The sequence below is a fragment of the Arcobacter peruensis genome, from assembly GCF_003711085.1.
Lineage (GTDB): Bacteria > Campylobacterota > Campylobacteria > Campylobacterales > Arcobacteraceae > Poseidonibacter > Poseidonibacter parvus.
Genome location: NZ_CP032363.1, coordinates 107989 through 122051 on the forward strand (window position 1 = coordinate 107989; position 14063 = coordinate 122051).

The following is a 14063-nucleotide window of genomic DNA, read 5'->3' on the forward strand; positions in this document are numbered from 1 at the left end:
TCCCTTTTTATTTTTCTATATGAAGTATTAATACATCTAACATATTATTATGACTAGGCCCTGTGTTCACTAAGTCACCTGTTTTCTTAAAAAACTCATTTGAATTAAAATCTTCTAAATATTTTTTTATATCTAAATTTAAATTTTTATAGTTTTTTATACTAAAATTATCTACAACTGCACCAGCACTATTTGAATTGCCATCAACTCCATCACTTGCTGCACTTAAAAGAGTAATTTTCTTGTTATCAGGGAATTTATTTAAAAATGATAATACTAGATGTTGATTTCTTCCACCTTTCCCATCACCTTTTACTTTAACTAGTGCTTCTCCACCAAAAATAAAACAACCTTGCTGTTTTTGTTTAATAAAATCTAGTAAATCATCAATAACAATATCAACATCTTCTTCTATTTTTTTATTCATAATTACAGATGAAATATGTTTAGAAGAAAGTTCTTTTTGTATATCTTCTAAAAGTATTTCATTTGAAGCTATTAAAAAATGCTTAATACCAATATTTTCAGTTTTTGGAGTATCTTCTATTTCTTTATTAAGACCTTTAAGTAAATATTCTTTTACATTTGAAGGAATTTTTTCAAATAATTCATACTCTTTTAAATATGTAATTGCATCTTCAAAACTAGAACTATCAAAATATAGTGGAGCTGAACCAATTGCTTCGATATCATTTGATAAAACATCACTTAATACTAAAACAATACCTTTAGCTTTGCAATTTGTTACTAGTCTTCCACCTTTTACTTGTGATAAATGTTTTCTAATACAATTCATAGCAACAATTGGCATTGAACCTTTTAACATTAAATCAGTTGTTTCTTGAAAATCTTCAAGTGTAATATCTTCAATTGGTAATTCAACTAAAGCAGAATTACCACCTGAAAGTAAATATATGAAGAAATCATCTTCATCAAGATTTTCTATTTCTTCTTTTAAACTTTTACCAGCTTTTACACTTTTAAAAGTAGGAATAGGGTGAGAACTTTGTAAATATGTTAGATTTTCTTTATTCAAGCTATTTTCATAAGGTCCAACAAGTAAAGCTTTTTCAATTTTTTCATCAAGCTTATTGTAAATAGTTTTAGCCATACTTAAAACTGCTTTTCCAGAACCAAAAAGATGTATTCTTTTGTTTTGAGGTAAAGTAATAACTTCATTATTTATAATTATTTCATTTTGTTTAAATTCACATTTATTATCAATTAATTTACTAGGTTCTATATTTTTTAGAACTTCAAAAAATGAATCTTTTAATATTTCTTTTACTTGCATAAAGTTCCTTTTAATGCTTCATTCCAACCTTTTGGACCAATTCCTTCTGTTTTTATTAAATCTTTTTTTTCAAAATTAATAAATGTATTATCAAATTTTTTAATTAAAACAGAAATATCAGCGCACTGAAGCATTGTAATATCATTTGCTCCATCACCTAGTGCAATTGTTTTATATTTTGTATTATTTTCTTTTTCGTAAATTTTACGAAGTTCTAAAAGTGCTTTTGCTTTATCTTGTCCTTTACTAATTAAGTGATAAAATCTTCCACCTTTTACAATATCAAAACCTTTTTTTAAAGCTAAATCTTTTAGTTCTGTAATTCTTGATTCATCTTTTATAATAAAAGGTTCACAAAAATCTCTTTTTTTTGCAAGTTTTGCATCACTTAAACTAAGATCAGTTAATAATGCTACTTCTTGAATACTCATATCAAAAAAGCCTTTTAGTTCATACTCTTTTTTATAAATATTAAAAAAGTCTAAAACTTCAAGATATGTCTTTCCTAAGTTAATCTGTTTAAAATCATTTTCAAAGGGAATGAAAATACCTGCACCATTTTCAACAATAAATGGCTGTTTTAATTCAAGCTTTTCTCGTAGTTTTAATATTTCATGTTTTGTTTTACTTGTAATTATAATTAATGGAATATCATTTAATTTAAGATAGCTTAGCATTTCTTTAGCATCATCGAAGCTATATGTTTCGTGATCAAGTAATGTACCATCTAAGTCTGTAAATATAAGATAGTTTTCTTTTTGTTTTTTTAACATAATTCAGTATATCGAATATAAAAGTATATAGAAAGTATATACATGTATAAAAAGTATACAATCTAATGTATATAAAATATTGCAGTTTTCTTAACAATCATTAAATACTATTTTGTAATAATACAAGCATACTTAAGGAGAAAAATGAAAGATAAATTAAAAAAATATATAAAAGAAATTATCATATTTACAATTACACTAGCAATAGCTATGAATGTAGTTAGTTTTTACAGAGCACAAGACTTAAACAAAAACGACTTAGATATTAAAAGCTTCAAATTATTAGATGGGAGTGAATACAATATAAAAACAGATAAACCTTTAGTAATTCATTTTTGGGCGACATGGTGTCCAACATGTAAACTTGAGGCATCAAATATAGAAAAACTATCAAAAGATTATGAAGTAATAACAATAGCAGTTCAATCAGGAAGCGAAGAAGAAATAAAAGAATATTTAAAAAGTAATGATTTAACATTTAATGTAGTAAATGATGAAAATGCTTTTTATTCATCAAAATTTAATATTAAAGTTTTCCCAACTACACTTATATATAATAAAGAAAAGAATTTAGAATTTTCTGAAGTAGGGTATACAACAACAGTAGGTTTATACACAAGAATGTCCGTAGTTAAATAATATAAAGGTATATAGGAGTATACTTTTATTTATGAAACTATTAATATTCTTAAGTATACTTTTTATTACAAATATAAATGCCTCATATAAAGCACTTCTTTTTAATGGCAATTGTATTACTTGTCATAAAACAGATAACTTAAATAAATCAGCTCCAAGAATACAAGAAATACAAAATAATTACAAGAATGCATTTCCTAACAAAAAAGATTTTATTGATTACATGAGTACATGGGTTTTAAATCCAAATGAAGAAACATCATTAATGAGTACAGATATAAAAAAATATGGACTAATGCCACAATTAGGATATGATAAAACTACACTAGAAGAAATTTCAGAGTATATATATGATACTAATTTCGATAATTAGAGAAATCTATAAAAACCCAAGCAAAAGTAAGTGAAAGCCAATCAAAAAACCGAAAAAAGAACAAATCTAAAAATTTAAACAGATTTTAAGTTATACCTCTTGACAAAGCATAAAAAATTCTCTATAATTCCCGTCCAATTTAAGTAGAGCGCAAGCGACACATAAACGGATGATCTTTAACAATGTAATGAAGTTTGTAAAGTAATCTTTATAAACTGAATATAATACTCTAATATATAATCTAAAAGAAATAGATTTAAAAAAAATAAAAAAATTATAACAAGAATTAATTCTTGTCTATAAATTTGAGTGATAATTTTGTATAACAATACAAATTTGTCAGTATCAAACTAGACGCGTTTATAAAACTTGACATTAAGTCAACTTTGTATCGCACTTCTTTATGGAGAGTTTGATCCTGGCTCAGAGTGAACGCTGGCGGCGTGCTTAACACATGCAAGTCGAACGAGAACGGATTAAAGCTTGCTTTAATTGTCAGCTAAGTGGCGCACGGGTGAGTAATATATAGGTAACGTGCCTTCAAGAAGGGGATAACAATTGGAAACGATTGCTAATACCCTATATGCCTTTAAGTCTTAAGACTGCAAGGGAAATATTTATAGCTTGAAGATCGGCCTGTACAGTATCAGTTAGTTGGTGAGGTAATGGCTCACCAAGACAATGACGCTTAACTGGTTTGAGAGGATGATCAGTCACACTGGAACTGAGACACGGTCCAGACTCCTACGGGAGGCAGCAGTGGGGAATATTGCACAATGGACGAAAGTCTGATGCAGCAACGCCGCGTGGAGGATGACACATTTCGGTGCGTAAACTCCTTTTATATAGGAAGATAATGACGGTACTATATGAATAAGCACCGGCTAACTCCGTGCCAGCAGCCGCGGTAATACGGAGGGTGCAAGCGTTACTCGGAATCACTGGGCGTAAAGAGAATGTAGGCGGATAGAAAAGTCAGAAGTGAAATCCAATAGCTCAACTATTGAACTGCTTTTGAAACTTTCTATCTAGAATATGGGAGAGGTAGATGGAATTTCTGGTGTAGGGGTAAAATCCGTAGAGATCAGAAGGAATACCGATTGCGAAGGCGATCTACTGGAACATTATTGACGCTGAGATTCGAAAGCGTGGGGAGCAAACAGGATTAGATACCCTGGTAGTCCACGCCCTAAACGATGTACACTAGTTGTTGTGAGGCTAGACCTTGCAGTAATGCAGTTAACACATTAAGTGTACCGCCTGGGGAGTACGGTCGCAAGATTAAAACTCAAAGGAATAGACGGGGACCCGCACAAGCGGTGGAGCATGTGGTTTAATTCGACGATACGCGAAGAACCTTACCTGGACTTGACATAGATAGAATATAACAGAGATGTATTAGTGCTAGCTTGCTAGAACTATCATACAGGTGCTGCACGGCTGTCGTCAGCTCGTGTCGTGAGATGTTGGGTTAAGTCCCGCAACGAGCGCAACCCTCGTCATTAGTTGCTAGCAGTTCGGCTGAGAACTCTAATGAGACTGCCTGGGTAACCAGGAGGAAGGTGAGGACGACGTCAAGTCATCATGGCCCTTACGTCCAGGGCTACACACGTGCTACAATGGGGTATACAAAGAGCAGCAATACCGTGAGGTGGAGCAAATCTCAAAAATATCTCCCAGTTCGGATAGCAGTCTGCAACTCGACTGCTTGAAGTTGGAATCGCTAGTAATCGTAGATCAGCAATGCTACGGTGAATACGTTCCCGGGTCTTGTACTCACCGCCCGTCACACCATGGGAATTGAACTCATTCGAAGCGGGAATGCTAAAGTAGCTACCCTCCACAGTGGATTCAGTAACTGGGGTGAAGTCGTAACAAGGTAACCGTAGGAGAACCTGCGGTTGGATCACCTCCTTTCAGAGATATGAACTTAGATTCGTTTCTAAGTCTCATCAAGAAAAACAATAAAGAGTATTATGTTCGGTTTATAAAGATTATTTATTTAATAGGTAATAGGGGCCTATAGCTCAGCTGGCTAGAGCGCTCGACTGATAATCGTGAGGTCCCAGGTTCAAGTCCTGGTAGGCCCACCATTTTAAATAATCTATAACTTAATAATATATACTACGATGGGGAATTAGCTCAGCTGGGAGAGCGCCTGCCTTGCACGTAGGAGGTCAGCGGTTCGATCCCGCTATTCTCCACCATCATATAAACCAAATTACACTGATAAAAGTTTAGTTGCTAAACTAAATATAAGTACTTAAAAGAAGTATTTATATTTGGTTTAATTACCAAAACGCGTTACCTTGAAAAAACTTGTTTTTTTAAGCTAGCAAGATATTTAAAAATATAATGTTAAAGTCTTTTAATTTTTTCATTAATTAATACTAATTTATTAGTAAAGATTAATAAACAATTTTAAAAACTATCTAAGAGATTAGATAGAACACAATTTATTATTTTATAAAATATGCATTAAAGTATGTTTAATAAGATAGTAGCCAAAGAATAATTATCAAATGCGACAGATTAAATTCTGTTTATTATAAGCTATTAAGGGCTAATGGTGGATGCCTAGACTGTAAGAGGCGATGAAGGACGTACTAGACTGCGAAAAGCTACGGGGAACTGTCAAGAAGTTTTGATCCGTAGATATCCGAATGGGACAACCCAGCTAATAGAGATATTAGTTACACGAAAGTGGGCAAACCTGGTGAAGTGAAACATCTCAGTAACCAGAGGAAGAGAAATCAAAAGAGATTCCCAAAGTAGCGGCGAGCGAAATGGGATTAGGACAAACCCTATGCTTGCATAGGGGGTTGTAGGACCAAGATGTGAGACTAGAGAATATAGATGAATAACCTGGAAAGGTTAAGCGTAGAAGGTGATACTCCTGTAATCGAAATGTTCAATAGCTCTATTGGTATCCTGAGTAGGACGGAACACGTGATATTTTGTCTGAATCTAGGGGGACCACCCTCTAATCCTAAATACTACTTACAGATCGATAGTGAACAAGTACCGTGAGGGAAAGGTGAAAAGTACTCCAGCGAGGAGAGTGAAATAGAACCTGAAACCATTAGCTTACAATCATTCGGAGCCCTATGATTTATCAGGGTGACGGACTGCCTTTTGCATAATGAGCCTGCGAGTTGTGGTGTCTGGCAAGGTTAAGCCAAGTGCGAAGCCGTAGCGAAAGCGAGTCTTAATAGGGCGACTTAGTCAGATGCTGCAGACCCGAAACGAAGTGATCTATCCATGAGCAGGTTGAAGCTGGTGTAAGAGCCAGTGGAGGACCGAACCGGTGTGCGTTGAAAAGTGCTCGGATGACTTGTGGATAGGGGTGAAAGGCCAATCAAACTTCGTGATAGCTGGTTCTCTCCGAAATATATTTAGGTATAGCCTTGCGTAGTAGCATATAGGGGTAGAGCACTGAATGGGCTAGGGCTGCTTACCGCGGTACCAAACCCTATCAAACTATGAATACTATATGTGTAATCGCAGGAGTCAGGCGTAGGGTGATAAAATCCTATGTCGAGAGGGGAACAACCCAGACTAACAGCTAAGGTCCCAAAGTCATATCTAAGTGGAAAACGATGTGGAGTTACTGTGACAACCAGGAGGTTGGCTTAGAAGCAGCCATCCTTTAAAGAAAGCGTAACAGCTCACTGGTCTAGTGATTCTGCGCGGAAAATATAACGGGGCTAAGATATGCACCGAAGCTTTAGATTCAATATTTTATATTGAGTGGTAGGAGAGCGTTCTATTCAGCGTTGAAGATGTACCGGTAAGGAGCGTTGGAGCGGATAGAAGTGAGCATGCAGGCATGAGTAGCGATAATTGAGGTGAGAATCCTCAACGCCGAAAACCCAAGGTTTCCTACGCGATGCTCGTCATCGTAGGGTTAGTCGGGTCCTAAGTCGAGTCCGAAAGGGGTAGACGATGGCAAATTGATTAATATTTCAATACCAACAAACAAGCGTGATGTGGGGACGCATAGAGTTAATCGAGCTCACTGATGGAATAGTGGGTCGAAGGACGTAGGTCGTAATTTAGGCAAATCCGGATTACATGAGACCGAGATCTTACAGGCTGCTGCCGTTCTTCGGAACTAACGCAGAATCGATGATACTGTCGTGCCAAGAAAAGCCACTAAGCATATTGTTTGTTGCCCGTACCGTAAACCGACACAGGTGGGTGGGATGAGTATTCTAAGGCGCGTGGAAGAACCCTGGTTAAGGAACTCTGCAAACTAGCACCGTATCTTCGGTATAAGGTGTGCCTACTTTGGTATAGGAATTTACTTCCGAAAGCTAGAGAGGTTGCAACAAAGAGTCCCTCCCGACTGTTTACCAAAAACACAGCACTTTGCTAACTCGTAAGAGGATGTATAAGGTGTGACGCCTGCCCGGTGCTCGAAGGTTAACTGATGATGTTAGATTTATCGAAGCATTTGATTGAAGCCCGAGTAAACGGCGGCCGTAACTATAACGGTCCTAAGGTAGCGAAATTCCTTGTCGGTTAAATACCGACCTGCATGAATGGCGTAACGAGATGGGAGCTGTCTCAACCAGGGATCCAGTGAAATTGTAGTGGAGGTGAAAATTCCTCCTACCCGCGGAAAGACGGAAAGACCCCGTGCACCTTTACTACAGCTTGACACTGTAGCTTGGATATTCATGTGCAGGATAGGTGGGAGGCTATGAAACTAGGATGCCAATTCTAGTGGAGCCATCCTTGAGATACCACCCTTGAATATTTGAGTTACTAACTGGGAAGAGTTATCCTCTTTCAGGACAATGTCTGGTGGGTAGTTTGACTGGGGCGGTCGCCTCCTAAAAAGTAACGGAGGCTTACAAAGGTTAGTTCATGGCGGATGGAAATCGCCAGTTGAGTATAATGGCATAAACTAGCTTGACTGTGAGACATACAAGTCGAACAGAGACGAAAGTCGGTCATAGTGATCCGGTGGTTCTGTGTGGAAGGGCCATCGCTCAAAGGATAAAAGGTACGCCGGGGATAACAGGCTGATCTCCCCCAAGAGCTCACATCGACGGGGAGGTTTGGCACCTCGATGTCGGCTCATCGCATCCTGGGGCTGAAGCAGGTCCCAAGGGTATGGCTGTTCGCCATTTAAAGCGGTACGCGAGCTGGGTTCAGAACGTCGTGAGACAGTTCGGTCCCTATCTTCCGTGGGCGTAGGAAAGTTGAGGAGATTTGTCCCTAGTACGAGAGGACCGGGATGAACGTACCACTAGTGTACCAATTGTTCTGCCAAGAGCATCGTTGGGTAGCTACGTACGGATGAGATAAGCGCTGAAAGCATCTAAGCACGAAGCCAACTCCAAGATTAACTTTCCCTGAAGATCCCTCTAAGACTAAGAGGTTGATAGGCTAGATGTGTAAGCGTTGTAAGACGTTTAGCTGACTAGTACTAATAGATCGTTTGGCTTATTTATAATTCAAATTTAGTATTCTTTGGTTTACTATCTTATTAAGTGTACGCAATGTATGAATAAAAAATAAAATGTGTTGACTTTAACATTATTAATATCTTTACTCACAGATTAAGTTGAGTAATGAGTATACTTCTATAGTATATTGATTACTCAGTTTTGCTGGTGGTTATAGAGAAGAGGAAATACCCAGCTCCATTTCGAACCTGGAAGTCAAGCTCTTCATCGCTGATAATACTGCAGGGTCCCCTTGTGGAAACGTAGGCCGCTGCCAGCTCTTGAGTATTTACTAAGCTTTTAGCTATTTGAACTTTGTTCTTTTAGCTGAAAGCTTTTTTTTTAGCCTCTTTTTTGGCTTTCTTTTTACTTTTCTTATAAATCTTCTTTCTAATCTTTTTCTTAATTTTTATTCTTTTAAATTAATCCATAGTATCTATTCTATTTTTAAGATATAAATAGCAATATAAGATAACTATTTTGAAATTATAGATAAAGAATACTTTTCTGATTTTATATATAATACAACAAAAAAGGAATAGTAAGTGAGTAATAAAATTAAAAGGTCATATATTAGAGAAATATTAGATGCTACTGATGTTAATACTATCTCCTTTGCAGGAGGGCTTCCTGATAAAGAATTGTTTCCTTTAAAACAATTATCAAAAGCTAGTAAAAAGGTATTTAAGAATAGTGATTGTTTACAATATTCTAAATCTCAAGGATTGGTGAGTTTAAGAGAAAAGATTGCTTCTATATATACTAAGAACTTAGGATTTTTTACATCAAAAGATGAAATATTAATTACAACTGGCAGTCAACAAGCTTTTGATATTATTTTAAAGAGTTTAGATTTAAAGCAAATCATAGTTGAAAGTCCATCATATATTGGTGCTTTAGGAGCATTCAAAATATTAGATAAAGAAATTATTGATTTTAAAAATATTAATGACTTAGAAAGTTTGTTAAATAAATCAAATATTTTATATGCTATTAGTGATTATCAAAATCCTTCTACAAATGTATATAGCAACAAAAAAAGAAAGAATATTTCTAATATACTAAATAAAAGAAAATCAATTTTAATTGAAGATGCTGCTTATTGTTTTTTAAATTTTAAAAATAAAGTTAAAACTCCAATTTCAAAGTTTTATGAAGAGTCTTATCATTTAGGTTCTTTTTCTAAAATAGTTGCTCCTGGTTTAAGATTAGGGTGGATTCGAGCCAAAAAAGAGAATATAGAAATGTTATTAGCTGCAAAAGAATCTTTAGACTTACACTCATCAACTTTTAACCAAATGTTAATTGATGAGTATTTAAATGATAATGATTTATTCTCGCATATTTCTTTAATAAATAAAGAGTATAAAAATAAAATGGAGTTTATGGCTAAGTGTTTTAAAAGATATATTCCTTCTTTTAAATTTAAAAAACCCAAAGGTGGTATGTTTATTTATGGTTCTTTTAAAATTGATTCTATGCTTTTAGCAAAAGAGGCTTTAAAAGAAAATATTGCTTTTGTTCCTGCTGAAGTATTTTATTTAAATGAAAAGTCTAATGAGGCAAGATTTAATTTTACAAATGCTAGTTATAAAGAGATAAAAAAAGGAATTAAAAAACTATCATATATTGTTGATAGTTTTGAAGATAAGATAAACTCTTAAAAGAGTTTATCCTCCTAGGGCTTTTTTTACATTATCATTTGCCATAGTTACATTCCAAGCTGGCTCCCAAACTACAATAGCTTCTGCTTTTTCTACTTTTGGTAGTTCTCTTAGAACTGCTTCTTCTACCCAATTTACAATCATTTGATGTAAAGGACAAGCTTTTGTTGAAAGAGTCATAGTTACTGTAACTTCATTTTGTTCATTGCATGAAGCATCGTATATTAGTCCCATTTCTACTAGATTAAATCCTACTTCTGGATCAAGTACTGTTGATACTGCTTTGAATATTTCTTCTTTTGTATACATTATTTAAACCTTATCATAAATAATAAATTTTTTAATAAAAATACTGAACCAATACATATAAATGATGCTCCAGCTTTAAAAATTTCATCTGACATAAATAGTAAACCAAGTGATGATATTACTACACCTACACTTGCAAATATAAATTGATAATTTGCATCTTTAACTGGAACCATATCTGCTAACATTGGAACTTTTTGTTTTCCAACTAGAGGTGAAAATTTTTCAAACCATACTAAGAAAGGAACAATTTTATATAAATGACCAATAATTACAAAGGCTATAAAACCACTGAACATTAACCATGAAGCAGTGAATAATAAAGGTTCATAATCTATGAATATATACAAAAATCCTAATATTATTGATATTAAAAATGTTGCAAAGGAAAAGAATAATGAAATAACATAAATATCATTTTCTTTTCTTGCTCTTGTTTTATAAATTAGAAAAATCTGATAAAAATAAATACTTAATGCTAATACTGCTAGTAAATACCCAATTTTGTCTATTATTGTTAAAGAGAATATTGCTGATATGATTATAAAACTCACTGCTGTTGTCATAATAATTACTGCATTATTAAGTGGTTTTTGTGAAAAGTTATGTGATAAGCCAAACATTGGTACTAAAACTAATGATAAGGCCATTATACTAATAATTATATAACCTAAAACAACGGAAAAAACATGAGCTTTTAACAGTTCATTAATATCTGCATCAAATTGTCCTGCATAAGTTAATGCCATGATTATTCCAAAAATAATTCCTATAAAAAGAAAAATATTTGATACTAAAATACTTTTTATCACGTTTGAAAAGTTTGTAACTTTTTTCATCGTTAGTAATATTTCGCTTAAAAAAATAAACATTGATAGTAATACTAAGACACCGCCATAAGGTAAAAAACTACTATTACTTGAAAATCCAAAAGCCATTAAAAGTGTACCTATTAATAGTAAAGGATAAATTATATAATAAAACTCAACACTAAAATGTCCAACTTCAAGTGTAACTGGAATTAATTGAGCCATTGCACCAAATATTATCATCATAACAAACCCTAATAAAAATAGATGTGTCCATGATAGTAAATCTGGATTATGAATATTTAGTTCATTAATATTTAAAGTTAAAGAAAATATTGACGAGAATAAATAAAAAATCACACCTATTATAAAATAAGGTGCAATTAATTTAAATGGCGGTGCAAAGTCTTGTGTTATATTCATCATTTGAAACTCTTTTCTTATCCTGCACAAGAAGTTTGAGAGAAATCAGTTTCTTTGTTTTCTCCGTCTTTAGATGTAAAAGTAACGCTGTGCATTCCATTTTCAATTTCATCTATTTCATAATTAAAGTTTTGTTGGATTTTTGGGAATAATCCCATTGGTGGTTTATGATTGATCATAATTAGTTTAGAGTTTTTATCTAATAATTGTAAGCCTGCCATTGCATTAACCATTGGTTCTGGTGGTCCACATTCAGAAGTGTCAAAATAATAGTATGAGATACCATCTTTAATATATTTATAAAAATCTACTGTTGAACCTTCTATTTCAATTTTTTTCGCATCTTTGGGTAATAATTGCATTTTAATCTCCTAAAAGTTATTGTTGTAATTTTAATATTTTTTATTTTTAATAACATTGATGGCTATCAATAAAAATAAATATCTTTCTTATAATTCAGATTAATTTCAAAATATTACAATATTGTTATTGTTTATACATCTTTTATATTAATTTTTATTTAAGTTTGAGTATACTTTGCGCTTATTTAAAAAATAAGGATAAATTGTGAACTTCTTTAAATTAAAAGAGCATAACACAACAGTTAAAACTGAGCTTTCAGCTGGGTTTACTACTTTTTTAACAATGATGTATATTGTTCCAGTTAATGGTTTTATACTTGCAGATGCAGGTTTACCTATGGATGCAGTTGTAACTGCAACTGCTATTATTACTATTTTAGCAACACTTTTCTCAGGACTTTGGTCAAACACTCCAATTGCAATGAGTGTTGGTATGGGACTTAATGCATACTTTTCTTATGGCTTAGTTTTAGGTATGAAAATTCCTTGGGAAACAGCACTTGGTATTGTATTTTTATCTGGTATATTATTTGTAATTTTATCTTTAACAAATTTTAGAGTTTGGATTATGACATCAATTCCTATGAGTTTAAGACGAGCAATTTCTGCGGGTATTGGTTCTTTTATTGCTTTTATTGGTTTAAAGCAAATGGGAATGATTAGTGCAAGTGAAGCTACATTAGTTACCTTAGGTGATTTTTCAAATTCAAATGTACTACTTGGAGTTTTAGGTTTAATTCTTGCATTTTCTTTTTATGCTTATAGAATTAAAGGTGCATTTATTCTTTCAATTGCTATTACATCAATTGTAGCTTGGATTCTAGGTCTTGGTGCATTACCTCAAAGTGTCATCTCTACGCCTGCTTCAATTTCACCTATTTTTATGGAACTTGATATTTTAAGTGCTTTTACTTTATCTTTATTACCTGTGATTATTACATTCTTAATTACTGATATGTTTGATACTTTAGGTACTTTAACAGGAGTAGGGACTAGAGCTAAGTTATTTCAAGAAAATAACAAAAATGATAAGTCATTACAAAAAACGCTTGAAGCAGATGCAATTGCAACAACTGCAGGTGCATTAGTTGGAGTTTCAACTACAACAGCATTTATTGAAAGTGCATCAGGAGTTGAAGAGGGTGGACGTACTGGTTTAACTGCTGTATTTACAGCAATGTTTTTTGTAACTACTTTATTTATGCTTCCTTTATTTAAAGCAATTCCTGCAAATGCAATTTATCCTGTTTTAGTTGTTGTTGGTGTTTTAATGTTTACAGAACTTGGAAAAATAAATTTTGAAGATTCTGATTTAGCAACAAGTGCAGGAGCATTTTTAATTGTAATTTTAATGCCATTAACTTTCTCTATTACAAATGGTATAGCAGCAGGTTTTTTAGTTTATACAATTATAAAATTAGCTAAAAAAGAGTTTAGTGATTTGAATATTGGTATTTTAGTAATAACATTTATTAGTGCATTAGCATTTATTTTATAAGGAAAAATTTTGGAAAAACTTTATTATAGTTATGATTTATTTAAAGAAGATACACAAAAATTAGTAAACTCTTGTAGAGATTATGAGCCAGATGTATTACTTGCAGTTGCAAGAGGTGGTTTGACATTAGCTCATTTAATGGCACAAGCAATGGATATGAGAAATTTATATAGCTTAAATTCTGTTCATTATGAAGGTGATTTAAAGCTTGATACATTCAATATTTTTAATATTCCTGATGTATCACATGCAAAAAGGGTTTTAATTATTGATGATATTGTTGATTCAGGTGAAACAATGGAACAAATTTTAAAAATATTAAAAGAAAAGTTTCCAAATGTAGAATTCAAATTAGCAACGCTATTTTATAAAAAAACTGCAGTTTTACAACCTGACTATACGGTAAGAGAAGCGACTCAATGGATTGATTTCTTCTGGGAAGTTGATGTAAAATAAAAATTGA

10 protein-coding genes, 2 tRNA genes and 3 rRNA genes are annotated in these 14063 nt (G+C 32.9%); 10 read left to right on the forward strand and 5 right to left on the reverse strand.

Going from position 1 to position 14063, the window contains the following annotated elements; genetic code table 11:
• Positions 1-7 precede the first annotated feature (7 nt).
• Positions 8-1294, reverse strand: coding sequence for a glycerate kinase type-2 family protein (locus D3Z07_RS00525; protein ID WP_122892797.1), 1287 nt, complete (start codon positions 1292-1294; stop codon positions 8-10).
• A complete protein-coding gene (locus D3Z07_RS00530; RefSeq protein WP_076087504.1) occupies positions 1285-2067 on the reverse strand; it encodes an HAD-IIB family hydrolase in 783 nt (260 codons plus the stop codon). Before D3Z07_RS00530 ends, D3Z07_RS00525 begins: the two co-directional genes overlap by 10 nt.
• A 144-nt stretch (positions 2068-2211) precedes the next feature.
• Between D3Z07_RS00530 and D3Z07_RS00535 the strand changes: the two genes are divergently transcribed.
• From D3Z07_RS00535 to D3Z07_RS00570, 8 genes are all read left to right on the forward strand, one after another.
• Positions 2212-2706, forward strand: a complete 495-nt coding sequence (locus D3Z07_RS00535) for a redoxin domain-containing protein (protein WP_076087502.1) — start codon at positions 2212-2214, stop codon at positions 2704-2706.
• Positions 2707-2737: 31 nt separating this feature from the next.
• Positions 2738-3079, forward strand: a complete 342-nt coding sequence (locus D3Z07_RS00540; protein WP_172802479.1) for a cytochrome C — start codon at positions 2738-2740, stop codon at positions 3077-3079.
• Between the two features lie 400 nt (positions 3080-3479).
• A 16S ribosomal RNA gene (locus tag D3Z07_RS00545) occupies positions 3480-4996 on the forward strand.
• Between the two features lie 99 nt (positions 4997-5095).
• Positions 5096-5172: transfer RNA gene (locus D3Z07_RS00550), tRNA-Ile, on the forward strand.
• A 38-nt stretch (positions 5173-5210) separates the two neighbouring features.
• Positions 5211-5286, forward strand: a tRNA-Ala gene (locus D3Z07_RS00555).
• A gap of 339 nt (positions 5287-5625) precedes the next feature.
• Positions 5626-8541: ribosomal RNA gene (locus D3Z07_RS00560) — 23S ribosomal RNA — on the forward strand.
• A 158-nt stretch (positions 8542-8699) separates the two neighbouring features.
• Positions 8700-8815: ribosomal RNA gene (rrf, locus tag D3Z07_RS00565) — 5S ribosomal RNA — on the forward strand.
• Together the 16S, 23S and 5S rRNA genes with 2 tRNA genes alongside form the textbook arrangement of a ribosomal RNA operon.
• 265 nt (positions 8816-9080) lie before the next feature.
• Entirely contained in the window at positions 9081-10199 is a 1119-nt protein-coding gene (locus D3Z07_RS00570; RefSeq protein WP_122892798.1) for an aminotransferase-like domain-containing protein, read from the forward strand.
• Positions 10200-10205: 6 nt separating this feature from the next.
• Here the strand turns inward: D3Z07_RS00570 and D3Z07_RS00575 are convergent, their stop codons facing one another.
• The 3 genes from D3Z07_RS00575 to D3Z07_RS00585 are packed head-to-tail and all read right to left on the reverse strand — an operon-like array spanning position 10206 to position 12102.
• Complete coding sequence (locus tag D3Z07_RS00575) at positions 10206-10508, reverse strand: metal-sulfur cluster assembly factor (protein WP_076087498.1); 303 nt, start codon at positions 10506-10508, stop codon at positions 10206-10208.
• Positions 10508-11743: a hypothetical protein gene (locus tag D3Z07_RS00580; RefSeq protein ID WP_122892799.1), complete on the reverse strand. Its 1236-nt coding sequence runs from the start codon at positions 11741-11743 to the stop codon at positions 10508-10510. Before D3Z07_RS00580 ends, D3Z07_RS00575 begins: the two co-directional genes overlap by 1 nt.
• A gap of 14 nt (positions 11744-11757) precedes the next feature.
• Entirely contained in the window at positions 11758-12102 is a 345-nt protein-coding gene (locus tag D3Z07_RS00585; protein WP_076087494.1) for a hypothetical protein, read from the reverse strand.
• A 205-nt stretch (positions 12103-12307) separates the two neighbouring features.
• Between D3Z07_RS00585 and D3Z07_RS00590 the strand changes: the two genes are divergently transcribed.
• Together D3Z07_RS00590 and D3Z07_RS00595 are read left to right on the forward strand one after the other, a co-directional pair.
• Positions 12308-13600, forward strand: coding sequence for an NCS2 family permease (locus D3Z07_RS00590; RefSeq protein WP_076087492.1), 1293 nt, complete (start codon positions 12308-12310; stop codon positions 13598-13600).
• A gap of 9 nt (positions 13601-13609) precedes the next feature.
• A complete protein-coding gene (locus D3Z07_RS00595; RefSeq protein ID WP_076087490.1) occupies positions 13610-14056 on the forward strand; it encodes a phosphoribosyltransferase in 447 nt (148 codons plus the stop codon).
• The last annotated feature ends 7 nt before the right edge of the window (positions 14057-14063 follow it).